18 protein-coding genes, 5 tRNA genes and 6 pseudogenes are annotated in these 26,152 nt (G+C 47.5%); all 29 read left to right on the plus strand.

The features are described from left to right. The first annotated feature begins 21 nt into the window (after positions 1 to 21). On the plus strand, positions 22 to 399 hold the full coding sequence (locus tag HZ996_06685; GenBank protein QTN38847.1) for a twin-arginine translocase TatA/TatE family subunit: 378 nt from the start codon (positions 22 to 24) through the stop codon (positions 397 to 399). Beyond that, positions 400 to 1,356 carry a calcium/sodium antiporter gene (locus HZ996_06690; GenBank protein QTN38848.1) on the plus strand — a complete coding sequence of 319 codons (957 nt, stop codon included), beginning with the start codon at positions 400 to 402 and terminating at the stop codon, positions 1,354 to 1,356. A gap of 145 nt (positions 1,357 to 1,501) precedes the next feature. Continuing rightward, positions 1,502 to 3,694 (plus strand): glutamine synthetase III, encoded by a 2,193-nt coding sequence (locus HZ996_06695; GenBank protein QTN38849.1) that lies wholly within the window; start codon positions 1,502 to 1,504, stop codon positions 3,692 to 3,694. A gap of 116 nt (positions 3,695 to 3,810) precedes the next feature. After that, entirely contained in the window at positions 3,811 to 5,889 is a 2,079-nt protein-coding gene (locus tag HZ996_06700; protein QTN38850.1) for an OmpA family protein, read from the plus strand. 65 nt (positions 5,890 to 5,954) lie between these two features. Then, the gene (locus HZ996_06705) at positions 5,955 to 7,127 is read left to right on the plus strand and encodes a phosphoribosylformylglycinamidine cyclo-ligase (GenBank protein ID QTN38851.1); all 1,173 of its coding nucleotides are present in this window, start codon (positions 5,955 to 5,957) and stop codon (positions 7,125 to 7,127) included. A 9-nt stretch (positions 7,128 to 7,136) separates the two neighbouring features. Then, the gene (gene prfA, locus HZ996_06710; GenBank protein QTN40014.1) at positions 7,137 to 8,222 is read left to right on the plus strand and encodes a peptide chain release factor 1; all 1,086 of its coding nucleotides are present in this window, start codon (positions 7,137 to 7,139) and stop codon (positions 8,220 to 8,222) included. Further along, positions 8,219 to 9,034 (plus strand): orotidine-5'-phosphate decarboxylase, encoded by an 816-nt coding sequence (pyrF, locus tag HZ996_06715; GenBank protein QTN38852.1) that lies wholly within the window; start codon positions 8,219 to 8,221, stop codon positions 9,032 to 9,034. Before prfA ends, pyrF begins: the two co-directional genes overlap by 4 nt. Before the next feature lie 403 nt (positions 9,035 to 9,437). After that, the gene (locus HZ996_06720) at positions 9,438 to 10,382 is read left to right on the plus strand and encodes a potassium channel protein (protein QTN40015.1); all 945 of its coding nucleotides are present in this window, start codon (positions 9,438 to 9,440) and stop codon (positions 10,380 to 10,382) included. After that, positions 10,379 to 10,543, plus strand: a complete 165-nt coding sequence (locus HZ996_06725; GenBank protein ID QTN38853.1) for a PspC domain-containing protein — start codon at positions 10,379 to 10,381, stop codon at positions 10,541 to 10,543. The genes HZ996_06720 and HZ996_06725 overlap by 4 nt, the downstream gene beginning before the upstream one ends. Position 10,544: 1 nt before the next feature. Further along, entirely contained in the window at positions 10,545 to 11,447 is a 903-nt protein-coding gene (locus HZ996_06730; protein QTN38854.1) for an SDR family oxidoreductase, read from the plus strand. A 53-nt stretch (positions 11,448 to 11,500) separates the two neighbouring features. After that, positions 11,501 to 13,300 (plus strand): amino acid carrier protein, encoded by a 1,800-nt coding sequence (locus HZ996_06735; GenBank protein QTN38855.1) that lies wholly within the window; start codon positions 11,501 to 11,503, stop codon positions 13,298 to 13,300. Positions 13,301 to 13,319: 19 nt separating this feature from the next. Further along, on the plus strand, positions 13,320 to 13,979 hold the full coding sequence (locus tag HZ996_06740) for a helix-hairpin-helix domain-containing protein (GenBank protein ID QTN38856.1): 660 nt from the start codon (positions 13,320 to 13,322) through the stop codon (positions 13,977 to 13,979). Further along, complete coding sequence (locus HZ996_06745) at positions 13,976 to 14,503, plus strand: adenine phosphoribosyltransferase (protein ID QTN38857.1); 528 nt, start codon at positions 13,976 to 13,978, stop codon at positions 14,501 to 14,503. The genes HZ996_06740 and HZ996_06745 overlap by 4 nt, the downstream gene beginning before the upstream one ends. Before the next feature lie 47 nt (positions 14,504 to 14,550). After that, the gene (locus HZ996_06750; GenBank protein ID QTN38858.1) at positions 14,551 to 15,690 is read left to right on the plus strand and encodes an acyl-CoA dehydrogenase family protein; all 1,140 of its coding nucleotides are present in this window, start codon (positions 14,551 to 14,553) and stop codon (positions 15,688 to 15,690) included. Positions 15,691 to 15,757: 67 nt separating this feature from the next. After that, positions 15,758 to 15,952, plus strand: a complete 195-nt coding sequence (locus HZ996_06755) for a 30S ribosomal protein S21 (GenBank protein ID QTN38859.1) — start codon at positions 15,758 to 15,760, stop codon at positions 15,950 to 15,952. A gap of 67 nt (positions 15,953 to 16,019) precedes the next feature. After that, on the plus strand, positions 16,020 to 16,907 hold the full coding sequence (locus HZ996_06760) for a tyrosine-type recombinase/integrase (protein QTN38860.1): 888 nt from the start codon (positions 16,020 to 16,022) through the stop codon (positions 16,905 to 16,907). An 11-nt stretch (positions 16,908 to 16,918) separates the two neighbouring features. Next, positions 16,919 to 17,341, plus strand: a complete 423-nt coding sequence (raiA, locus tag HZ996_06765) for a ribosome-associated translation inhibitor RaiA (GenBank protein QTN38861.1) — start codon at positions 16,919 to 16,921, stop codon at positions 17,339 to 17,341. A 2-nt stretch (positions 17,342 to 17,343) separates the two neighbouring features. Further along, a tRNA-Thr gene (locus HZ996_06770) sits at positions 17,344 to 17,416 on the plus strand. A 5-nt stretch (positions 17,417 to 17,421) separates the two neighbouring features. After that, a tRNA-Tyr gene (locus HZ996_06775) sits at positions 17,422 to 17,506 on the plus strand. A 44-nt stretch (positions 17,507 to 17,550) separates the two neighbouring features. After that, positions 17,551 to 17,623 (plus strand) — tRNA-Gly (locus tag HZ996_06780). Positions 17,624 to 17,676: 53 nt separating this feature from the next. Beyond that, positions 17,677 to 17,748, plus strand: a tRNA-Thr gene (locus tag HZ996_06785). Positions 17,749 to 17,806: 58 nt separating this feature from the next. Beyond that, a pseudogene (tuf, locus tag HZ996_06790) lies at positions 17,807 to 18,999 on the plus strand (elongation factor Tu). Positions 19,000 to 19,094: 95 nt separating this feature from the next. Next, a tRNA-Trp gene (locus HZ996_06795) sits at positions 19,095 to 19,167 on the plus strand. A 230-nt stretch (positions 19,168 to 19,397) separates the two neighbouring features. Beyond that, a pseudogene (locus HZ996_06800) lies at positions 19,398 to 20,060 on the plus strand (KOW motif-containing protein). After that, a pseudogene (rplK, locus tag HZ996_06805) lies at positions 20,032 to 20,569 on the plus strand (50S ribosomal protein L11). Before HZ996_06800 ends, rplK begins: the two co-directional pseudogenes overlap by 29 nt. Before the next feature lie 9 nt (positions 20,570 to 20,578). Beyond that, positions 20,579 to 21,138 (plus strand): annotated as a pseudogene (locus HZ996_06810) (50S ribosomal protein L1). 154 nt (positions 21,139 to 21,292) lie between these two features. Continuing rightward, complete coding sequence (gene rplJ / locus HZ996_06815) at positions 21,293 to 21,595, plus strand: 50S ribosomal protein L10 (GenBank protein QTN38862.1); 303 nt, start codon at positions 21,293 to 21,295, stop codon at positions 21,593 to 21,595. Between the two features lie 180 nt (positions 21,596 to 21,775). Then, a pseudogene (gene rplL, locus HZ996_06820) lies at positions 21,776 to 22,161 on the plus strand (50S ribosomal protein L7/L12). 177 nt (positions 22,162 to 22,338) lie between these two features. Further along, positions 22,339 to 26,129, plus strand: a pseudogene (gene rpoB / locus HZ996_06825) (DNA-directed RNA polymerase subunit beta). Positions 26,130 to 26,152 lie beyond the last annotated feature (23 nt).

Here is a 26,152-nt window from a genome sequence, read left to right on the forward strand (position 1 = left end):
TTCAATTTGTATCTTTGACCCATGCTCGGAGCCGTTTTCCTGATCTTTAATTTCGGTGGTGGAGAAATCTTCATCATCCTCATGGTGTTCATCCTGCTCTTTGGCGCTAAGCGAATTCCAGAGGTAGCCCGTGCTTTGGGAAAGGGTATGCGTGAGATTCGAAATGCAACCAATGATATTCAGCGAGAGATTAAGGATGCCACTGGCGACTCCACAAACCTCGGTCGTCAAGTAGAAGAACGGATCCGTCAGCAGACTCGAGATATTGAGGGCGCTATTTCCCGTACGTCACCCCGAGCTCAGAAGCCTGCGTCCAATTCAGATGAAGGAGATGCTTCCCAAAACGATGAGGCTTCTTCCAGAAATGACGCGCCGGAACCACCCGAATCTAAATCCTAAATGCCACTGCTCTTTCTTCTTGCAGGATTGGCGCTATTGACCCTAGGTGGGGATCTACTAGTACGTGGGGCTGTTTCCCTGGCGGTACGTCTGAGGGTAAGTACTTTGGTCATCGGAATGACCGTAGTGTCCTTCGCAACATCATGTCCCGAACTTCTCGTTAGTCTCAATGCGGCCTTTCAAGGGCATACCGACATTACCTTCGGAAACGTCATTGGATCCAATATTGCGAACTTAGGTTTAGTCCTGGGTTTAACCGCGGGAATTTTTGGACTATCGATCTCCAGAAACAGCCTGCGTTTTGACTGGCCTATGATGATCTTGTCCACTGCACTATTTCTAGGCCTGGTGAGCATTAACTACCGCTTGGGATTTTGGGACGGAGTTCTCTTTGTGGTGCTCTTAATTTCGTTCAATGTGTTCTTGATCAGCGCCTCACGGCGCGATGCCGCCCGCAAGATCCACGACACAACAGAAGAGGATGAAGAAGATATTCCGGATTCTCCCGGTCGCACTGCCTTGTACTTGCTTGCGGGAGCAGCGGCACTCTTCTATGGTTCAGAATGGCTCATTGACGGAGCAATTACCCTTGCCCGACGCTGGGAAATAAGTGAACGCGTGATTTCGGTCTCCATGGTTTCCGTCGGAACCAGTGTTCCTGAACTCGCGGCCTCCCTCGTCGCGGCCTTCAAGAAGGAGCAGAGTATTTCCATTGGAAACCTCATTGGCTCCAATATCTTCAATATTCTTGCCGTGCTGGGAATTACGGCATTGATTACCCCCATAGAGGTGTCGGACCCCCATCTTTTAGCAGTGGATGTTTGGTGGATGCTGGGTGTGGCCCTTCTCCTCGCGCCATTTTTATACTTGAACGCCAAGCGCCAGCTTTACAGATGGCAGGGGGTCATTCTACTCCTTGTGTATATTTTTTATGTGATTTTGCTTTTCACCCCCTAAAAATCGACCAAATATGGTCTGAAAAATAACTTTAGACCACAGTACCCCCTGTTTTTAATAGTTTGTTGATAAAAAAGACGTAAAACGATTCTTTTTTGACGATGTCGTGAATTATCTTTGCCGCATCATTTAAAGAAATCGCCATATGTCGTCCAACATTCGTTTTCAAGCACTTAAGCAAACCATGGAGCGGGAGCCCATCAAAGGCTTCGAAGTCAACTCCAAAATGTCTGACCTATACGGGGAAATGGTCTTCCACACCGGAGCCATGATGGAGTATCTTCCTGAAGAAGCTTATAAAAGCGTCATGGAAGCCATTGTCGCCGGTAAGAAGATCGACCGCGAGATAGCCAATCAGGTTGCTAGCGCTATGAAAGACTGGGCGATTAGCAAAGGGGCAACCCACTACACGCACTGGTTCCAACCTCTTACAGGAGCAACTGCTGAAAAGCACGATGCCTTCTTCACACCCTTGAGTGATGGTCGTGCTATTGAGCGTTTTGATGGCGACTTACTGGTTCAGCAAGAGCCAGATGCATCGAGCTTCCCGAGCGGGGGAATTCGAAACACCTTTGAAGCTCGAGGATATACAGCTTGGGATCCTACATCACCAGCCTTTATCATCGATAACACACTCTGCGTTCCAACCATTTTTGTCTCCTACACGGGAGAGGCCTTGGACAATAAAACTCCTCTTCTCCGTGCATTGAACGCTGTTGATGAGGCGGCTACAGCCGTTTGTAAGTACTTCGACAAGAATGTGACCAAGGTAAATGCGACCTTGGGATGGGAGCAAGAGTATTTCTTGGTGGACGAAGCTTTGTTCAATGTTCGCCCTGACCTCGTTTTGACGAGCCGTACTCTTTTCGGTCATGCACCTGCGAAAGGGCAACAGTTGGATGATCACTACTTTGGCTCAATCCCTGCTCGAGCCATGGCCTTCATGAAAGAATTCGAGCAAGAGTCCATGCGCTTGGGTATTCCAGTGACAACGCGTCACAACGAAGTAGCCCCGAATCAATTTGAGGTAGCACCCATCTTTGAAGAAGCGAATTTGGCAGTAGATCACAACTCTTTGTTGATGGATTTGCTCGATAAAGTCGCACGTCGTCATCACTTCCGTTGCTTGACCCATGAAAAGCCTTTTGCCGGCTTGAACGGTTCTGGAAAGCACAACAACTGGTCTTTGAGCACGAACACGGGAGTTAACCTATTGAAACCGGGTAAAAACCCGAAGAGTAACCTTCAATTCTTGACTTTTTTCGTGAACACCATCGCGGCGGTTCACGAACATGCAGGACTACTTAGAGCGAGCATCGCGACGGCATCCAACGATCACCGTTTGGGTGCCAACGAAGCTCCTCCTGCGATTATTTCGGTCTTCATTGGATCACAATTGACCGCTACCTTGGATAAGCTAGAAGCGGTAAAAGAGGGAGCGCTTTCTCCTGAGGAACGCTCCGATCTCAAATTAAACGTCGTCGGTAAAATTCCTGATGTCTTGTTGGACAACACGGATCGTAACCGTACATCACCTTTTGCCTTCACGGGTAATAAGTTTGAATTCCGTGCTGTAGGTTCAAGTGCCAACTGTTCTTTGCCAATGACGGTGATGAACTCTATTATGGCGGCTCAGCTCCAGAAGTTCAAAAAGGACGTTGATGCTTTGATCGCTAAGGGGTTGAAAAAAGATGGAGCTATCTTTAATGTACTTCGCGATTACATCAAGGCTTCAAAGTCCATCCGTTTCGAAGGAGATGGGTACAGCAAGGAATGGGAAGATCACGCAAAGAAGCTTGGATTGGAGAACATTAAAACTACTCCGAAAGCCTTGGATAACTACGTGAGCAAAAAGTCATCGGACTTATTCAAATCACTTGGAGTACTAAACGAAAAAGAAATCCACGCTCGTCACGAAGTGATGTTGGAACAATACCAAATGGCTATTCAAATCGAATCACGTGTGCTTGGAGACTTAGCCAAGAACCACGTTATTCCTACGGCCATTCGCTACCAGAATACTTTGATCGACAACGTCCGTGGATTGAAGGATGTATTGCCAAAGGCGGCCTATGAGAGCGCAGCGAAAGAGCAATTGGACATGATTACCGAGATCTCAAGCCGAGTCTCAAAAATTAAGTCCAACGTCGATGCGATGGTCGATGCGCGACGCAAAGCAAATGTCATAGAGGATGCTCGTGATTTAGCCATTGCCTACGACGAAACGGTCAAGCCATTCTTTGAGACCATCCGCTATGAGGTTGATAAATTAGAGATGCTGATTGATGATGAGCTCTGGCCATTGCCAAAGTATCGCGAGATGCTCTTCACTCGATAAGCGCAAAATTTGCATAAACTATGGGAACCCGAGGTCGATGGCCTCGGGTTTTCTTATGGCTATTTGGTAAGTTTATTTATTTTAGCACGTTATAAAGCGTAACATCAACCTACAACATGAAGAGACTCGGATCGGTACTTATTGCCCTTTTCTTTGTCGGAACTCTGAGCATTTCTGCGCAAACCAAATACACCATTCAGGCGGACCAGGCTTACGAAGCCCAACTTTACGCTCAAGCCGCTGAATTGTATAAAAAGGCCTCAACCAAGGAAAAAGATCGTCAGATCAAAGAAGAAATTACGTGGCGCATGGCGGAATGCTATCGCATGATGGGTGACTGGCGCAAAGCCGAAGGTTACTATAATCGCGCGATTAAACGTCGCTATCCAAATCCAGAAGCTAAACTCTATTTGGCCGATATGCTCAAGGCCCAAGGAGAATACGACGAGGCTATTGTTGCCTACGAAGACTATCGTGCAGAAGCACCATCCGATCCTAGAGGTCGGGAAGGTGTAGAAAGTTGTAAGGCAGCATTGGAGTGGATTGAAACTCCTTCACGCTACGAGCTTGAGAATCTGCGTGACTTCAATACTCGTGAGAATGACTTTGCTCCAGCATGGGGAGATAAGGATCAAACATCAATGATCTTCACCTCACAGCGCGAAGACGGTGCGGGTAAAGATGTTGACGGATGGACTGATCAAGGGTTCATGGACTTGTATGAAACCCACGAAGAGCGTAAAAAACGCGGTGGTCGCCGCAGTCGTAGTGGTGCGGAGAATGAAGCACCAACATGGTCCGTTCCTGCTCCCTTACCGCCTGAAATCAATACTAAGGCACACGAAGGATTCGCTTCTGTGAACGAGCGTGGAAATATGATGTTCTTCACTCGTTGTGAAAACCAGAAGAATTCTGGATTTATGGGTTGTCGAATTTACATGGCTCGTAAAAAAGGGAAGACTTGGGGAGAGCCTGAGTTGGTCAACGTGAATGTCGATTCACTGGCTTCAATTGGGCACCCGTTCTTGATCGATGACGAGACTATGATTATTGCTGCTGATCTCGGAGGCGAGGGAGGACGTGATCTTTACAAGTTGACTTACGAGCGTCGAGGTCGTACCTGGGGAACACCGGAGAATTTAGGATCAACCATCAACACTGTTGGCTTTGAAGGATATCCTTTTATTCAAGGAGACTATTTGTATTTCACTTCGGACGGCCACCCGGGAATGGGGGCTTGGGACATTTTCCGTGCGAAGATTAATCCAGATGGAACTTACGGAGAAGTTGAGAACATGAAGTCGCCGATCAATTCCAATAGTGATGATTTTGCCATCATCTTCAAAGGAGATGAGCCGGAAGTGGGTTATATGACGTCGAATCGCGACGGAGGTCGTGGAGGCGATGATATTTATGCAGTACGTCTTAAGCCACTTTTGTTTGCCCTTCAAGGGGTCGTGACCGACACCAAAACGGGTCGTACCTTGGATCGCGTAACAGTGAAGTTGGTGGGTAGTGATGGAGCCGCACTTGAGGCAACCACCGATGAAACAGGAGCGTATTTCTTCGGAGCCGACCAATTGGCAGAAGGAGTGAATTACACACTAAACTTTGAGGCTAAGGATTATTTGACCAAGTCGGGTAGCGTAACTTCCGTTGGTATTCCCTTAAGTGCATTTGAGGAGACTACTGATGGCTTCTTGCACACCTTGGTCATGAACAAAGAACTCGACCCGATTCGCAAGCCTATTGTACTTCCTAAAATTGAGTACGACTTTAACAGTGCTGAGCTCCGTCCAGAAGCGATGGAGTCTTTGGACGGTTTGGTCGAAGTACTGGAAGACAACCCGAACATTACAATCGAGCTTCGCTCACATACTGACCACATTGGATCGGACCCTGCTAACCAACAACTATCACAACGTCGTGCTCAGTCTTGTGTGGATTACTTGATTGAAAACGGAATTGCCTCTGATCGCTTGATTGCGGTGGGTATGGGTGAAAAAGAACCATTTGTTATTGACGAGTCTTACGAAGGACCGGATTATTTGGAGCCAGGAGATCGCTTAACAGAAGCCTTTATCCGAAGACTTCAACGCGACAATGGTGATGAAGCGGATGAGATTGCTCGTCAGTTGAATCGTCGTACGGACTTCCAGGTGAAGAGCCGTAACTACGTGCCGAAGAACCAATAGATTAAAAGAATTTATGTGAAAAGCGTCCTGGCAGAGTTGTCGGGATGCTTTTTTATTTGACGTCTATGAGTCAGCAAGAGAGATACAATCAACGAGGAGTTAGCGCCTCTAAAGAAGATGTGCATAACGCCATCAAAGATATTGACAAGGGGCTCTTTCCCAAGGCCTTCTGCAAGATCATTCCCGATCATTTGACGGGAAGCGAAGATCACTGTTTGGTGATGCATGCCGACGGCGCTGGGACTAAATCATCTCTAGCCTACATGTATTGGAAGGAGACCGGAGATATGAGTGTCTGGAAGGGTATTGCCCAGGATGCATTGGTAATGAATATCGACGATCTCTTATGCGTTGGAGCGGTTGATCAAATACTGGTGAGTTCAACGATTGGTCGAAACAAGAACCTTATTCCCGGTGAGGTGATCAGTGCCTTAATTGGAGGGACTGAAGAGTTGCTCGCTCAACTTCGCGAACAAGGAATTGGAATTTACAGTACTGGCGGGGAAACCGCTGATGTTGGTGATTTAGTGCGGACCATTATTGTTGATTCAACCGTCACCTGTCGTATGCGTCGATCAGACGTGATCAGTAATGACCGCATTCGACCTGGAGACGTTATTGTCGGTTTAGCAAGCTACGGTCAGGCCAACTACGAAGATGAATACAACGGCGGAATGGGTTCCAATGGATTGACATCAGCCCGTCACGACGTATTCGAAAAATACTTGGCTGAGAAGTATCCGGAGAGTTTTGATCCTCAAGTTCCAAACGACTTGGTGTATTCAGGGCAGAAGCAACTAACGGACGAGGTAGAAGGAGTTGAACTGGATGCTGGGAAACTGGTGCTTTCGCCAACGCGAACCTATGCCCCCATCATCAAAGAAATTTTGGAGTCAAACCGGGGGAACATTCACGGTATGGTGCACTGTAGTGGGGGAGCACAGACCAAGATCCTTCACTTTATAGATACTCACCACATAGTAAAAGACAACCTTTTCGACACGCCTCCTTTGTTTCAGCTCATCCAAGAGCAAAGCGGAACGGATTGGAAGGAGATGTACCAGGTTTTCAACATGGGACACCGTATGGAGCTATACGTCCCTGAATCCGAAGCAGCGCGAATCATTTCGATTTCTGAGCGCCATGGTGTTCCTGCGAAAATTGTCGGTCGAGTGGAAGAGGGTGAGAAACGATTGACCATTCAAAGTGCGCACGGAACCTTTGAATATCAAGGATAATTCATGCAAATACTAGAGCAAATAGAAGGAATCAGCAGGCGCTACAATGACTTGGCTACCCAGATCAGTGATCCGGAGGTCATATCCGACATGAAGCGCTATGTGGAACTCAATAAGCAGTACAAAGAGCTTGAACCCATTGTACGAGCCGGAAAAGAGTATCGCGCTCTGATTGAGGGAATTGAAGAGGCGCGCGAGATTCTTCACAACGAAACGGATCCTGAGCTCAAAGAAATGGCCAAGATGCAGCTTGATGAATTGGAGCCTCAAGAGGAAGCTTGGACTGAGAAGATTAAAATTCTCTTGATACCAAAGGATCCTGAGGATGCCAAGAATTCCGTTATGGAGATTCGTGCAGGAACGGGAGGAGATGAAGCCAGTTTATTTGCCGGAGACTTGTACCGAATGTACACGCGGTATGCGGAAAACGAGGGATTCAAAACGGAACTGGTCGATTACACGGAAGGAACCGCGGGAGGATACAAGGAGATTATTTTCAACATCAATGGAGATAACGCCTATGGCTTGTTCAAATACGAGTCGGGTGTTCATCGAGTCCAACGCGTTCCAGCTACGGAGACCCAAGGCCGGGTGCATACCAGTGCAGCCACGGTAGCCGTACTTCCAGAAGCTGAGGAGTTTGACGTGGATGTCGACATGAATGATATCAAAAAGGAAACCTATTGCAGTTCTGGACCTGGTGGTCAATCCGTGAATACCACGTATTCCGCGGTAAGGTTGACACACCTTCCGACGGGAATCGTTGCGCAATGTCAAGACCAAAAATCTCAGATCAAAAACTTCGATAAGGCCCTCAAGGTCCTTCGGAGCCGTATTTACGAGCAAGAATTGCAAAAGCATTTGGACGAAATCTCCAGCAAGCGCAAGACCATGGTGAGTACTGGTGACCGATCCGCTAAGATTCGGACCTATAACTTCCCACAAGGCCGTGTCACCGACCATCGCATTAACTTGACCTTGTACAATTTGGGTGATGTAATGAATGGAGATCTAGCTAAGATTAGTGACGAGCTGCAAATGGTGGAGAATGCCGAGAAAATGAAAGAAGGATCTGAAACTGAAACTAGTGTATGACCCGTAAAGAGCTTGTGGATCAAATCCGAGAAAAGGGAACCTTTCTATGTGTCGGTCTTGACCCAGACCTGCAAAAGATGCCTGAGGTGGTTAAACGAGAGGCCGATCCTGTATTCGCATTCAATAAGGCCATCATTGATGCTACACACGACCTCTGTGTAGCCTATAAACCCAATACAGCGTTCTACGAAGCTTTGGGACTCGACGGATGGAAGAGTTTGGAACGCACTATTGCCTACTTGAACAAACACTATCCGAACCACTTTACCATCGCTGATGCCAAAAGAGGTGATATAGGTAATACGAGTAGGATGTACGCAGAGGCCTTCTTGAATCGAATGGGCTTTGATTCGATTACTGTTGCACCCTATATGGGATCCGATTCTGTTCAACCATTTCTGAGTGACGAGGAAGGGAAATGGGCCATTGTATTGGCGCTCACTTCAAATTCCGGTGCCTCTGATTTCCAGAAACTACAAGTCGGAGAAACACCCATTTTTGAACAGGTATTGAACACCTCGGCGTCTTGGTCCAGTCCGGAGCAGATGATGTTTGTCGTGGGAGCAACTCAAGCGGAATCCTTGAGTGAAATCCGTCAAATCATTCCAGATCATTTTCTGTTGGTCCCCGGAGTCGGTGCTCAGGGAGGGTCCTTAGAAGAAGTCGTGCGCCATGGTGCAAATGAAGACATCGGTTTATTGGTCAATAGTTCCAGAGGTATTCTCTACGCGGGATCAGGACCGGATTACGCTGACAAGGCAAGAGTCGCCGCACAGAAGCTCGCCGAACAAATGGCCGTCTTTTGCTCGTGAATCCGAGCAAGTTGAACATTGAGGTGCTTAGTAAGTTGAACACGCATGCGACGAGAAAGTCGTATCTTGATAGGACAAGAAGAGAGAAATGATAGAAAGACTACGCTCATATTTTGAGAAAAACGGTTTCGAAGTATCGAGCCGTTTGGGCCAGCGCATGGGAGTGCGCGCAGACTTAGTACGTCTATTTTTTATCTACACCTCATTCGTCACTTTGGGCTCCCCATTGATTTTGTACCTGACTCTGGCTTTTATGATGCGAACAAAAGATTATCTTTTACAACGGAAAGTTTCCGTGTTCGATCTCTAAGCAAACCTGTTGAATACTCAGTCTTTTTATAATCGCCTTCGTATTACCCTGGCTTTCCTTATAGGTGGAGTAGTCATTGGGGTAGTTGGATTTATGTGGATTGAAGGGTTTTCATTCGTGGATGCCCTCTACATGACCATCATTACGGTTTCGACAGTTGGTTTTGCTGAGGTTCAGACCCTTTCGCAAAATGGTAGAATATTCACGATATTCCTGATCATAACCAGTTTCGGTACATTTGCTTTTGCCGTTACGGTGTTGAGTCAAAGCCTGCTGAATGGAGAGGTTCGGAGAGCATTAATCGATCGTCAAGTCAGTAAAAAAGTGAATAAGTTGAAGGATCACGTAATCGTTTGCGGGTATGGCCGTAACGGACGACAGTCCATTCGGAAGCTGCGCGCTTACGGAAAAGAGTTCTTGGTTATCGAGCGCGATGAAGAGCGCGTAGAGCGACTAAAGAAAGAAGGAATACCGGTCATCAGCGGAGATAGCACCCAGGACGGTGTGCTCGAACAAGCTGGAGTTGAGCGAGCCAGTGCCTTAATCACCACGCTACCTTCAGATGCCGAAAATCTATTTGTTGTTTTAAGTGCTCGTGAACTCAACCGCAGTATGACCGTCATCGCCCGGGCCTCCAGTGAAAACAGCGAACGAAAGTTCAAGGCGGCTGGAGCCAACAACGTGATCATGCCAGATAAAGTGGGTGGAGCTCATATGGCTTCGCTTGTAGTGACTCCTGATGTCGTCGAATTTTTGGATCATATCTCTGTGGAAGGAAGTGCAGCCATCAATCTAGAAGAAGTGGCCGTGGATGAAATTCCGGAGCAATATCAAATGAAGTCTCTCATTGAATTGGGGATTCGAAATGTGACTGGATGCAATGTGATCGGATTCAAGACGCCGGAGGGGGATTATGTGATTAATCCCGACGCCAATACAAAATTGGTTCCGCATTCAAAACTCTTCGTTTTGGGAATCCCGGAACAAATCACCCAATTGAACAACTTCTTCAGACTGGATAAAAACGAATACTCATGACCGAACCTAAACTTTTGGGCGTGTGCGCCTGGCTAGCAGATCGATTTGAACTAGATGTTTCTGGAATGCGATTGGGCTGGATCATAGTAACGCTGCTTGGCGTTGGATCTCCCATCTTGGTGTATCTTATTCTGGCACTAGTTAAACCGTCGAGTTGGTAGTATGAAGATTCTTGTCACCGGATCCAATGGATTATTGGGCCAAAAACTCATTCACCTCATCACGCAAGATCCAGAGGTGGAGCTTATAGCAACATCGCGCGGAGCCAACAGAACCAAGTTGAAGGAGGGCTATGTATATGAGCCCTTAGACATCACAAACAAAGAAGAGGTTGGTGAACTCATTTTTGGCCATGAGCCAGATGTAGTCATCAATACGGCCGCGATGACGAACGTCGATGCTTGCGAAGACGATAAGGAAGGCTGTGACGACCTAAACGTACATGCAGTGGAATACCTCGTGGATGCCTGTGAGCAAGTGGATGCTCATCTGATTCACGTTTCTACGGATTTCATCTTTGACGGACTAGAAGGCCCATACAGAGAAGATGATGAGCCGAACCCCGTTAACTACTACGGCGAATCAAAGCTTAAAGGTGAACAGATCGTTAGCGCAGCGAAAACGCCTTGGGCTATTCTGCGAACAGTTTTGGTTTACGGTGTAGCCGACAACATGAGCCGAAGCAACATCGTGCTTTGGGCTAAAGGGGCCCTGGAAAAGGGGCAGGAGCTAAAAATCGTCAACGATCAGTACCGCACACCAACCTTGGCCGAAGATCTGGCCATGGGATGCTACCTGTGCGCTAAGAAAGAGGGGAGAGGAGTCTTCAATATTTCTGGCGATGACTTCATGTCGATTTATGAATTGGTCGATCGCGTCGGAAAGTTCTACGGCATAGATACGAACTCCGTTTCTCCCGTGACTTCTACGGGCCTCAATCAGCGTGCTGGTAGGCCGCCCAGAACGGGATTCTATATCGACAAGGCCAGACAAGTCTTGGGCTATCAACCCCACAGTTTTGAAGAAGGACTAGCCTTGGTCGGAAAGCAGCTTGCGCAGGCTTAGATTTGGTCACCGGCCTATTTTTCTCGATTATTGTGACTCATTAAACCGCTTTTATGAAGAATCTACTCACCGCGATGGCTTTGTTGCTGTCCGTGTTCACTTTTGCACAAGAAGCATTGACCATCGAGCGGGTGGTCGTTACCAATCCAAGCAGCGAAATCAATGACGGTGAAGTCGAGGTAACGGTCTACGGAGGCCAGGAGCCTTATCGTTTTTATTGGAGCGACGCTGACACCGATACGCTCAGTCGTTTCGCTTATGGATTGACGGAAGGAATTGGACACAGCGTAAGAGTAGTTGATGCGGCCGGAAACGAAGTTTCGGAATCCATCAGCATTCCAACAGAAAGTATTGCAGAGAAATTCAATGGTGCCTTTACCCCACTTGTATCAGCTGTTGGGGGTGTCTTGCTCGGTGATCCGTTTGCTGCACTGAACTTATATGACAACCACATTTACGACGAGGACGGTAAACCTGCAATGAATGCGAATGGTACGCCTCAAACTAAATCTATCCCCTTTATTGTGATCTGGCTGGTCTTCGGAGCGGTATTCTTCACCTTGAAAATGGGATTTATCAATTTCCGCGGATTCCGCCATGCCATTTCCCTGGCGAGTGGGAAACACGATGAGCCGAATGCACCAGGAGAAGTAACCCATTTCCAGGCCTTGGCTACCGCTGTTTCCGCAACCGTTGGTTTAGGGAATATTGCCGGTGTCGCGGTAGCGATTTCCCTTGGGGGTCCTGGTGCGACGTTTTGGATGATCGTTGCGGGTCTACTGGGTATGTCTTCCAAGTTTGTAGAATGTACGCTAGGGGTGAAATACCGGAACATCAATGCAGATGGATCAGTATCCGGGGGTCCAATGCACTACCTGAGAAAAGGGTTGGCAGCTCGTAATATGGGTGGTCTCGGTAAAGTACTGGCGGTCGTATTCGCCTTGTTGGCCGTCGGCGCATCGTTCGGTGGTGGAAATATGTTTCAAGCCAATCAGGCCTATGAGCAATTGAGCGGGGAGTTCTCGACCCTTCAAGGAGCAGGACCATATTTTGGAGTTTTGCTCGCGATCCTGGTCGGGATTGTCATCATCGGTGGAATTAAGTCGATCGCCCGCGTTACCGAAAAGGTGGTGCCATTTATGGCCTTACTCTACGTGATCGCTGCCTTGATCATCATCTTCGGAAACATCAGCAAGGTAGACGAAGCGCTTATGGCGATCTTCAATGGAGCATTTAATGCGGAAGCCCTCAGAGGAGGTTTCATTGGAGTTCTGATTCAAGGATTCAGACGTGCGGCCTTCTCAAATGAGGCAGGAGTCGGTTCTGCGGCTATCGCACACTCAGCAGCCAAGACGAATCATCCCGTCGCGGAAGGGTTCGTTGCATTGTTAGAGCCGTTTATCGATACCGTGGTTGTGTGTACCCTTACTGCGCTTGTATTGATCTTTACCGACAAGCACTTGGTTACGGATGTAGCTGGAGCGCAGTTGACTTCAGATGCCTTTGGAACGGTGATTAGCTGGTTCCCAATGGTATTGGTTATTGCCATCTTCCTGTTTGCCTTCAGTACCATGATCAGTTGGAGCTACTACGGCCTCAAAGCGTGGACCTTCCTATTGGGAGAGAACAAGCGCACCGAGCTCGCCTACAAGTTCATTTTCCTTATCTTCATTGTGATCGGCTCGTCTGTCAGCTTGGGAGCGGTGATCGATTTTTCGGACATGATGATCTTGGCGATGGCCTTCCCCAACATCTTGGGACTTCTGCTTTTGAGCGGGGAAGTGCGTTCCGATCTGCGAACCTATCTGAGTAAACTCAAGTCCGGCGAAATCTTCACCAGCCACGAGGAATAGCGCGTAATACCTACGCGAAATGCCCCTTACATCTCGGCGTCCGCAAGCCTTCTCCAAGCGAGAACGGATGGCTCTGTTCGTACTCATCTTTCTCCTGATTCTGGTAGAAGCAGCCGGCTATTTTTCTGATTATTTGTTTGCGCCTCCACGGCGCGATACCTCACCGATCCTCGTCTTCGATACCATAAGGGTGTACGAGGAAACAGCCCAAAACGAGCCCTTGGAGCCTGCGGTACATCGTCCCGTAAGGGACAAAAGAATAACCAGTAGAACTAATTCAGCACCCTTTACGATCGCCTTAAATGAAACCGACACCTTTGCTTGGGAAGCCCTTCCTGGAATTGGTCCCACCTACGCTCGTCGCATATTGAAATACCGAGCCTTGCTTGGCGGATACGCCTATAAAGAGCAACTGGGTGAAGTGTATGGATTGGACACCTCGGGCCGATGGTTCGATCAAGTTCTTGAAGACGGCGCTGCATTGGACTCCCTACGCCTGAACCGAGACACGGTCACTCGCTTCTATCGACATCCTTATGTACGTCCCGCCATTGCTTGGGAATGGGTGCGTTACCGGGAGCGAACAGGAGGTTTTAAAAACCTCGACGAAGTCCGCGGTGGATACTTGATGACCGACTCTATATTCCGTAAAATTGTACCCTATTTAACGCTGCAATGACGATACAAGAAATAGAACAGCACATCAGAGCTGTTCCAGACTTCCCGAAACCCGGAATCCTCTTTAGAGATATTACGCCCTTGTTGGGGCAAGCAGGGGCCCGAAAGGCAGTATTGGATCGACTCGTAGAGGCCTACAAAGACCAAAAGATCGACGCTATTGCCGGCATTGAGAGCCGGGGGTTCCTCTTTGGAATGACATTAGCCGATGCTTTGGGCGTCCCTTTTGTTCCTATTCGCAAGGCGGGAAAGTTACCTTATGACAAGATCAAGTACGATTATGAGTTGGAGTACGGTACAGCTACCCTCGAGATTCATACGGATGCGGTGAAGGCCGGAGATCGAGTGCTGATTCACGATGACTTGTTGGCCACGGGCGGAACAGGAGCCGCTGGAGCGGAACTGCTCGCTCAGCTCGGCGCGGAACTTGCAGGCTTCAGTTTCATCATCGGTTTGAACTTTCTGGGGGGCGATGAGGTATTGAAGAAGTACAGCGATCAGATTCACTGCCTGATTGAGTACTGACCCCGAGACGAATCACTAACTACACACACTACACTACACTACACAAAATGAGCATCGAAGTAAGCGAAACACGTCAGATGATCGTAGAAACCCTACGTGACTTCTGCGCGCGCGAAATACAGCCCAACATTATGGCTTGGGATGAGGCGCAGCACTTTCCAGTAGACGTTATGAAGAAATTGGGGGAATTGGGTATGCTCGGCGTACTGGTTCCTCAGGAATACGGTGGGTCGGGTTTGACCTATGATGAGTACATCACGGTAGTATCCGAAATCGGCCGAGTGGATCCTTCTATAGGTTTGAGCGTAGCCGCCCACAATTCCCTTTGTACTGGTCATATTATGTACCACGCCAATGAGGAGCAAAAGCAAAAGTGGTTGCCAAAATTGGCCACCGGCGAGTGGATCGGTGCTTGGGGATTGACTGAAGTCGGTACCGGTAGCGATGCAGGCGGTATGCTGACGACGGCTGTTCGCGACGGGGATGATTGGATCTTGAACGGAAGTAAGAACTTCATTACCCATGGAAAATCCGGAGATATTGCCGTGGTCATTGTACGCACTGGTGAAAAAGGAGACAGCCATGGAATGACGGCCTTTGCCGTTGAGAAGGGGACACCTGGTTTTTCAGCCGGACGCAAGGAGGACAAGCTCGGTATGCGTGCCAGCGAAACCACAGAGTTGATTTTTGAAAACTGCCGTGTTCCTCACGAGAACATGATTGGTTCCGAAGGAGATGGATTCATTCAGGCCATGAAGGTATTGGACGGCGGTCGCATCAGTATTGCGGCGCTCTCTGTGGGCTTAGCACGTGGCGCGTATGAGCACGCTGTGAAGTATTCCAAGGAACGGGAGCAATTTGGTCGCCCCATTGGGAACTTTCAAGCCATTGCCTTTAAGCTGGCCGATATGGCCACGGAGATTCAGGCTTCTGAGCTCTTGACCTATGAAGCAGGTCACCAAAAAGATCGAGGTGAACGCGTGACCATCTCTGGTGCTATGGCGAAGCTCTACGCGAGTGAAGCTTGCGTTCGCGTGGCTAATGAAGCGGTACAGATTCACGGTGGTTACGGTTTCACAAAGGACTTTCCGGTGGAGAAGTACTACAGGGACTGTAAGCTCTGTACCATTGGAGAGGGGACAAGTGAAATTCAGAAAGTTGTCATCTCAAAACATTTGCTGAAGTAATTTGACTGAATTTAAAAAGGTTGTATATTTGCAGCCCTAAAATTCAGATAATAAAGGAGCTAGACATATGATCATTATTCCGGTAAAAGATGGAGAGAACATCGATCGTGCGCTGAAACGTTACAAGCGTAAATTCGATCGTACGGGAGCTATGCGCGAATTACGTCGTCGCAAGCAGTTCACCAAACCCTCCGTTCAGCGTCGTGAGCAGGTACTTAAAGCTGCTTACATCCAGAACTTGCGGGATCAGGAAGAGGCATAAGTCAAATCCTCCAAAACGATATTGTCAGCCCGTCCATTTGGACGGGCTTTTTTTATCTTGTCTGGAGATGAACCCAGAAGCATTTTACGACTACCTCACCCACGAACGGCGTTATAGTCTTCACACCGTGAAGGCCTATCAAACCGATTTAACGCAGTTTACCGATTTCTTGCAGCTCATCTATGAGGTGGGGGACTTACGCGAAGTACGAGCGCCCATGGTGCGCTCCTGGATCGTGACCTTGATGAACGAAGACTACGAGCCGAGAAGTGTACAACGGAAAGCGACTTCATTAAAGACCTATTACAAGTTCTTACTCCGCGAGGGTGTCATTCGCGTCAATCCTACAGCTCAGCTTCAAACACCAAAAGTGCGCAAGCGCCTACCAATGGTTGTTCCGGAAGAGGATATGGGGCACTTGCTGGATCAACGGTACTTTGAAGAGGGCTTCGAAGGAACCCGGGACCGTCTTATCATATTACTCCTGTATCATACGGGTATGCGGCGGGCTGAACTGATCGGACTCCTCGAGCGCAATGTCGATGTTGGACGAGGACAGTTAAAGGTTCTCGGGAAGCGAAACAAGGAGCGTATTATTCCCATACAAACGGAATTAGGTGAAGCTCTGTCGGCATATCGGAGGGAGCGCGAGGACTTACATCGGGCCGTTGAGCCCCCCGAATTACTGGTAACCAAGAAGGGCAAAAAACTATATCCGAAGCTTGTCTATCGGGTGGTTAATCGCTACCTTAGTTATGTTAGCAGTGTAGAAAAGAAGAGTCCTCACGTGTTGCGCCACAGTTTCGCAACGCACCTTCTAAATGCCGGGGCGGAACTCAGCGCCATTAAGGAACTTCTAGGGCACGCTAACCTTTCGGCCACCCAGGTGTATACACACCACTCGGTGGACCAGTTAAAAAAGGTGTACAACCAGGCCCATCCACGGGGCCATTAAATTTCAAGCACATGAACGTACGCACTCAATCCGTGAATTTCAATGCGGAGCCAAAATTGCTTGCCTTCGTTGAAAACAAACTTCAGAAGTTGGATCAGTTCTACGACCAAATCGTTGATGCCGAAGTCTACCTCCGAGTGGAGAACGTGACTGATGGTGTGAATAAGCTGGCGGAGGTTCGGGTGAACATCCCCGGGAATGATTTGATCGCGAAGAAACAGTGCAAGAGTTTTGAAGAGGCGATCGATCAGAGTGTGGACGTGTTGAAGCGTCAATTAAACAAGCGCAAAGAACGCGTTCGCGGCGTCTGGAAGATAGACGGGAATTTTTTTGAATTCCCGTTGTTTCAATTCTATATCTTTTTATACATTTGCAGTCCCTTTAGAAATGGGGCTGCATTTTTTTATGCAAACGCCATAGATAACGGGGTTTAGAAGCCGATGTAGCTCAGTTGGTAGAGCAGCTGATTTGTAATCAGCCGGTCGGCGGTTCGAGTCCGTTCACTGGCTCGGATGGGGAGATACTCAAGCGGTCAACGAGGACAGACTGTAAATCTGTTGGCTACGCCTTCGTAGGTTCGAATCCTGCTCTCCCCACCAGTTTTGGTGGTTGGGCAGTAGCGCAACTAACAAAATATTAATAAGCGGGAGTAGCTCAGTTGGTAGAGCGTCAGCCTTCCAAGCTGAATGTCGCCGGTTCGACCCCGGTCTCCCGCTCAACAAGACGGTCTTAGGAAACTGAGGCCGTTTGTCGGTCTTTCTTTAGAGAAGCCGATGTAGCTCAGTGGTAGAGCGCTTCCTTGGTAAGGAAGAGGTCACGGGTTCAACTCCCGTCATTGGCTCGAGGAAAGTTTAAAATTTTATACATAAACACAATTATCAAATTAATACTCGACTAAAATGGCAAAAGAGAATTTCGAGCGGACCAAACCCCACGTGAACATTGGGACTATTGGTCACGTGGATCATGGTAAAACGACTCTTACTGCTGCAATTTCTACAGTACTTTCTGGTGCAGGTCTTGCAGAGAAAAGAGACTTTGATACTATTGATAACGCTCCTGAGGAGAAAGAAAGAGGTATCACCATTAACACATCGCACATTGAGTACGAAACTCAGAACCGTCACTACGCACACGTTGACTGTCCAGGTCACGCGGATTACGTAAAGAACATGGTTACTGGTGCTGCTCAGATGGACGGTGCTATTCTGGTTGTTGCTGCAACAGATGGTCCTATGCCACAGACTCGTGAGCACATCCTCTAGGCTCGCCAGGTAGGTGTTCCAAGAATGGTTGTATTCATGAACAAAGTGGACATGGTTGATGATGCAGAGCTTTTGAGCTAGTTGAAATGGAATCCGTGATCTACTTTCTTTCTACGATTCCCATGGAGATGATTTGCCAGTTATTCAAGGTTCTGCCCTTGGTGGTTTGAACGGAGAAGAGAAATGGGTTGGATCTAGTTCAACGAAGTTAATGAAAGCTGTTGATACTTGGCACATTCCAGCTTCCAGAAAGAGACATTGACAAGGCCTTCTTGATGCCGGTTGAAGACGTGTTCTCAATTACTGGTCGTGGTACTGTTGCCACTGGTAGAATTGAAACAGGTGTTATCAACTCTGGTGAGGAAGTTGACATCCTTGGAATGGGAGATGAGAAATTGTCTTCTACATGTACTGGTGTTGAGATGTTCCGTAAGATCCTCGATAGAGGTGAAGCTGGAGATAACGTTGGTCTTCTTTTGAGAGGTATCGAAAAAACCGATATCAGAAGAGGAATGGTAATCTGTAAGCCAGGTTCTGTAACTCCACACACTAAATTCAAAGCTGAGGTTTACATCCTTAAGAAAGAAGAAGGTGGACGTCACACTCCATTCCACAACCAGTACCGTCCACAGTTCTACCTAAGAACGACCGACGTTACTGGTGAGATCATTCTTGAAGAAGGTCGTGAAATGGTAATGCCTGGTGACAACGTTTCTATCCAAGTAGATCTTATCGTTCCGGTTGCTATCAACCAAGGATTAAGATTTGCGATCCGTGAGGGTGGTAGAACTGTTGGAGCAGGACAGGTGACTGAGATTATAGAGTAATCTCTATAGAGTATAATTTGATGGTGAAAGGGCCACGCCGAAAGGCGTGGGCCTTTTACTTGTAATATAGAGGCGGGTTTTGAGCCCCTTGAAATACGGGTGTAGCTCAATTGGTAGAGCGACGGTCTCCAAAACCGTAGGCTGTGGGTTCGATTCCTACCACCCGTGCAAATTGAAGAGTACAGATGTCAAAATTTAGAACCTACTTAGAAGACACAGTAGACGAATTCGTCAACAAAGTTTCCTGGCCAACTTGGGAGGAATTCAAAGCAGTTCGGTTTCGTTGGTCGCCTCGAGTTCTCATTGCCCTTGTTGTTTGGGTCGATGGACTTCATTCGGTTTAGCAAGGCATGTTTTGGAAAGTTTTTCCTACAGCATCTTTGGATAAAGATTAGAGGATGGCTGAGATAGATAGAAAATGGTATGTAGTCCGCGCCATCAGCGGACAGGAGAAAAAGTGAAGGAACTGATCGAGTCTGGAGTGGCGACTAGGAATGCAAGACTTGGTCACCGCAGTTTTGGTCCTCATCCCTACGGAAAAGGTATTACCAGATCCGAAACGGGAAGAAGGTTTCAAAGAGCGGAGCTTCTTTCCTGGATACGTGCTGGTTAGAGGCCCATCTGGTCGGTGAAGTTGAGCATACGTTATTAAAGGAATATCATAAGTCATTGGCTTTTTGGGTGGAAGAGAAGGAGGACCCAGTGCCGCTTCGCGAGACAAGTTGAGGTGAACCGAGATACTTGGGTAAGGTTGGATGAGTTGGCGGAGAGTGATGAGGAGATCAACATTCCATTCATCGTCGGTGAGTCGATAAAAGTTATCGACGGTCCGTTCAACGGATTCACCGGTATCATTGAAGACATCAATGAAGAGAAGAAGAAGCTTAAAGTTATGGTGAAGATCTTTGGACGTAAAGACACCGCTGGAACTGAGCTACATGCAGGTTGAAAAAGAAGTTAATTCATTTGAATCAGTAGGAGCTCAACTAGCACAAGCAAAGTTGGGCGTTTGCACTACTAAATTTTATATAGATGGCAAAAGAAGTAGATGGCTTAATTAAGCTACAGATTAGAGGGGAGCAGCCAATCCTTCGCCACCTGTTGGTCCGGCACTTGGTGCCAAGGGGTGAATATCATGGAATTCTGTAAGCAATTCAATGGTAGAACCCAGGACAAAGCAGGGAAGGTGTTACCGGTGGTTATCACGGTTTATAAGACAAGTCGTTCGAGTTTATCATCAAAACTCCTCCGGTTGCTGTTCAACTATTGGAAGCAGCCAAGATCAAAAAAGGTTCTCCAGAATCCAACAGACAGAAAGTGGCCAAGATTTCGTGGGACCAGGTTAAGACGATTGCAGAAGACAAGATGCAGGATTTGAACGCATTTCAAGTTGAAAGCTGCCATGCGTATGGTTGCTGGAACAGCAAGAAGCATGGGTGTTAACGTAAAGGGACCCTTCCGTTTCAATATAGAGTGTCATGGCGAAATTATCGAAAAGAGCAGAAAAGCAGCACTAGAGCATATGTCAGGAGAAAGTACGACCTACACGTTGAAGCTTCTTCAGGATTGATCAAACAAATTAGCTACCACTAAGTTCGATGCTTCAGTAGATCTGAGCGGTTCAGACTAGGTGTTGATCCACGAAAGGCCAACCAGATGGTTCGTGGTGTTGTGACCCTTCCACATGGAACAGGAAAGAACGTATCAGTCCTTGGCATTGTACAGATAAAGAAGCTGAAGCAAAGGAGGCAGGAGCAGATTATGCTGGATTGGATGAGTTCATTGAAAAATCAAGAAGGCGGTTGGACCGACGTGGACGTCATCATCACCATGCCTCCAGTAATGGGTAAAGTTGGTGCCTAGGTCGTATTCCGGACCACGTGGTTTGATGCCAAACCCAAAGACCGGAACGGTTACTATGGACATTGGGAAGGCAGTTCAAGTGATGTTAAGTCCGGAAAGATCGACTTCAAAGTGGATAAATACGGCATAGTTCACGCTTCCATGGCTAAAGCCTCGTTTGACGCTAAGAAGATTGAAGATAATGCGAACGAACTATTACAAACACTGGTTGAAACTCAAGCCAACAGCGGCTAAGGGAACTTACATGTGAAAAGCATTTACCTGAGAGTACAATGAGCCCCAGCGTTAGCGGTTGATCCAAAATCAATCAGCGGCGGGCTGAATAATCAGTATTCAGATGACTAAAGAAGAAAAAAATCAGATCATTGAGGATTAGCCCAGACGCTCAACAGATAACTGAAGAACATCTACCTAACGCGATACGTCTGGATTGGATGTAGATGCAAGCCAACAACTTGAGACGCTCTTTGCTTTAATCAACAAAGTGAGCTTGAGCGTTGTGAAGAATACTTTGCTGAGAAAGGCAATGGACAAAGTTGAAGGCAAGGATTTCTCTGAGTTGTATGATCTGTTAACAGGCCCTACGGCATTGATGATTTCCGATACTGGAAATGCACCAGCCAAACTCATCAAGGATTTTAGAAAGAAAAGTGATAAGCCAATTATCAAAGGGCCTTCGTTGAAGAAGCAATCTACATTGGCGGTGATCAGTTGGAACCCTTGCCAATCATGAAGAGTCGAAGGATGAGCTATCGGAGACATGTTCTGGTACTTCTTCAATCGCCGCGAAAACTGTTATCTCTGGACTTCAGTCTGGAAAGAGCACGATCTGGACTGCTTAAAGCTCTTGAAGAAAGAGCGCAATAAATGTGGTTACGCACCTTATACAATATAAACTTTAAAACACATTAAAATGGCAGATATCAAAAAATTGGGCGACGAGCTTGTAAACCTTACCGTGAAGGAAGTAAGCGAGTTGGCCGATTACTTGAAGGACGAATACGGTATCGAACGCAGCTGCTGCTGCAGTAGCTGTTGCTGCTGGCCCTGGTGGTGGCGGTGGAGATGCCGGAGGTGGTGAAGAGAAGTCTGAGTTTGACGTAATTCTCAAAGCTGCCGGAGGTTCCAAACTAGCTGTAGTTAAACTTGTAAAAGAGCTAACTGGTCTGGGACTGAAAGAAGCTAAAAATGGTTGATGGTGCGACGCTCCATGCTATCAAAGAAGGTGTACCTAAGGATGAGGCTGAAGCCCTCAAGACTCAGCTTGAAGAAGCTGGTGCTGAGGTTGAGCTGAAGTAAGCATCGCAAGCTTTGCCACGCCCAGTGCGTGGTTTAAGGTTTTATAAGGAGACATTTTTTAGTAACAACCATTAGGGGTTAACCACTTGTTTACAAGGGTTTATCGCTCTTTCTTCAATTAACCAATTGCTTTGGCAACATTAGCGGCTACAACACGCAAGAAGGAAAGAATTTTGCATTCGCAGTAAAACCAGGTTTGCTTATCCCGACTTTCTTGAGATACAATTAAAATCCTTCAAGGAGTTCTTCCAGCTGAAACTACCAAGATTGGAGACCGGGAGCACGAAGGATTGTATAAAGTATTTAGCGAGAACTTCCCGATTACGGATACGAGAAACCAATTCGTATTGGAGTTCCTCGACTATTTCATCGATCCACCAAGGTATACGATTGAGGAGTGTATCGAGCGTGGGTTGACGTACTCAGTGCCTTTGAAGGCCAAACTAAAACTGTACTGTACGGATCCTGAGCACGAGGATTTCGAAACCATTGTACAGGATGTTTACCTGGGTACCATTCCTTATATGACCCCTAAAGGGTCCTTTGTTGTAAACGGCGCGGAGCGTGTGATTGTATCACAGCTTCATCACCAGGTGTATTCTTTGGTCAGAGCCGTCATGCTAACGGGACCAAACTATACTCAGCAAGGGTATCATTCCTTTCAAAGGGTCATGGATCGAATTCGCAACAGACATCAACGATGTGATGTACGCGTATATCGACCGAAAGAAAAAAAGTTACCTGTTACTACCCTGTTCCGAGCCATCGGTTGGGAAAGTGATAAGGAGATTCTGGAAATATTCGATCTGGCCGATGAGGTTAAAGCGACCAAAGCCGGTCTTAAGAAAGTGCTTGGCCGTAAACTAGCGGCAAGGGTACTGAAGTCTTGGATCGAAGACTTTGTGGATGAAGATACTGGTGAGGTTGTTTCCATTGAGAGAAATGAAGTTGTTATAGATCGTGAGACTATACTGGAAGAGGAGCACATGGAGCAAATCCTGGACGCTGGAGTGAAAACGGTTATCCTTGCACAAAGAAGACATCAACTCTGCGGATTTTGCCATCATCTATAACACCCTTCAGAAGGATACATCTAACTCTGAGAAAGAAGCTGTTGAGCACATCTATCGTCAGCTCCGTAACGCCGAGCCGCCGGATGAGGAGACTGCACGTGGTGTAATCGACAAACTATTCTTCTCTGAAACCACGATATGATCTGGGTGAGGTAGGTCGTTTACCGTTTGAATTGAATAAGAAATTAGGACTGGAAGAGGCCGACGATCAGCGCGTTCTCACCAAAACGGACATCATCTCCATCGTTACCTACTTGATCAAGTTGATCAACGCCAAGACGGATGTGGATGATATCGATCACTTGAGTAACCGACGTGTAAGAACGGTTGGTGAGCAGCTTTACAACCAGTTCGGTGTTGGTCTGGCCAGGATGGCCAGAACTATCCGGGAAAGAATGAACGTAAGGGACAATGAGGTATTTACCCCAACTGACCTTATTAATGCCAAGACCCTGTCTTCGGTCATCAACTCTTTCTTCGGTACCAACCAGCTATCTCAGTTCATGGACCAAACAAACCCACTGTCTGAGGTAACACACAAAAGAAGATTATCTGCCCTTGGACCTGGAGGTCTTTCGAGAGAAAGAGCAGGATTCGAGGTGCGTGACGTACACTACACACACTACGGACGACTTTGTACCATTGAGACGCCGGAAGGTCCGAACATTGGTCTTATCTCCTCACTGTGTGTATTTGCCAAGGTGAACAAGCTTGGTTTCATCGAGACACCTTATCGTGAAGTAAACAAAGGAAAGGTTGCCTTGAGCAAGGATCCTTTGTACCTAAGTGCTGAGGAAGAAGATGAGAAGATCATTGCACAGGCGAACGCCCAGATTGATGGCAAAGGTCTGTTCCTAACGGAGAAGGTTAAGGCACGTTTCGAAGGTGACTTCGGTTGTTGAGCCAGAGAACTTCACTTGATGGACGTTGGAACCAACCAGATTGCCTCCATCGCAGCATCCATGATTCCGTTCCTGGAGCACGATGATGCGAACAGGGCCCTGATGGGATCGAACATGCAGCGCCAGGCCGTTCCGTTGATGAGACCAAACTCTCCAATCGTTGGTACTGGTCTGGAAGAATTGGTGGCGAGAGACTCTCGTGTTGATCAATGCACAGGTGACGGTGTTGTTGAGTATGTGGATGCACAGGAGATCGCTATCCGATACAACAGAACCGACACTGAGAAAGTAGTTAGCTTCAAGGATGACCTTCAAGCGTACAGACTCACCAAGTTCGCTAAGACTAACCAAGGTACTTGTATCAACCTGAAGCCGATTGTTCAGAAAGGACAGAAGGTGACCAAAGGTCAAGTGCTTTGTGAAGGATATGCGACACAGCAAGGGGAGCTTGCTCTTGGACAGAACCTGAAAGTGGCATTCATGCCTTGGAAAGGATTCAACTTTGAGGATGCAATCGTGATTTCCGAGAAGGTGGTTAAGGAGGATATTTATACTTCAGTTCACATTGATGAGTATACCCTGGAAGTTAGGGATACCAAGCGTGGATTGGAGGAATTGACTTCTGATATTCCAAACGTAAGTGAGGAAGCTACCAAAGATCTCGATGAGAACGGTTTGATTAGAACCGGTGCTGAGATCAAGGAAGGAGACATTCTAATTGGTAAGATCACACCGAAGGTGAGAACAGATCCTTCTCCTGAAGAGAAAATTTTCGAGCCATCTTCGGTGACAAAGCGGGAGATGTGAAGGATGCTTCATTGAAGGTGCCTCCATCTGTAAAAGGTGTGGTTATCGACAAGAAGCTCTTCTCAAGAGCCATTAAGGATAGAAAGTCTAAAGCACAGGATAAGGTGATCCTGGAGCAGTTAGATAAGGAGTTCGACAAGGACAGTGCTGAATTGAAGAAGGTACTAGCCGGTAAGCTGTTGAAGCTTATTGGTACCAAGAAGTCTAATGGTGTCTTCAACAACTTGAAAAGAGGTCATCAAGAAGGGTGTGAAGTTTACTCAGAAGAACTTGATGAACAGCATCGAGGACTTACACGGTGATCAACCCTGAAGGATGGACGTCCAATGATGACTCTAACAAACTAATTCAGAGACTGCTTCACAACTACAATATCCAAGCGAACGACTTGCTTGGAATGTACAAGCGTAAGAAGTTCCAGATCACCGTTGGTGATGAGCTTGCCTGCAGGAATTGTGAAGTTGGCCAAGGTTTACATCGCCAAGAAGCGAAAGCTGAAGGTAGGAGATAAGATGGCCGGACGTCACGGTAACAAAGGTATCGTGGCCAAGATCGTTCGTGAAGAGGACATGCCTTTCTTGGAAGATGGAACACCAGTGGACATTGTTTTGAACCCACTGGGCGTACCTTCGAGGATGAACCTGGGACAGATTTATGAAACAGTTCTTGGTTGGGCCGGAGACGAGCTAGGTGTGAAAGTTCAACACGCCGTATTTGATGGTGCGATCCATTGACGACATCAACGGGTAAACACACGGATGACGCTGGCGTGCCTCGGTACGTAATGACTTACCTGTACGATGGAGGAACCGGTGAACAATTCGATCAGCCAGCAACGGTTGAATTATCTACATGTTGAAACTGGGTCACATGGTGGATGACAAGATGCACGCTCGTTCGATTGGACCTTACTCACTTATTACGCAGCAGCCGCTCGGTGGTAAAGCACAGTTCGGGGGTCAGCGTTTTGGAGAGATGGAGGTTTGGGCACTCGAGGCATTCGGGGCGTCGAACATCTTGCGTGAGATCTTGACCGTGAAGTCGGATGATGTGATCGGAAGGGCTAAGGCCTATGAATCGATCGTGTAAGGTGACGCGCTGCCCAGAGCCGGGCATTCCTGAGAATCGTTCAACGTATTGCTTGCACGAATTGAAGGGTCTCGGACTCAATGTAACTCTTGACTAATTGAAGTTGCCCATCGCGCCGTA

Source organism: Cryomorphaceae bacterium (assembly GCA_017798125.1).
GTDB lineage: Bacteria > Bacteroidota > Bacteroidia > Flavobacteriales > ECT2AJA-044 > ECT2AJA-044.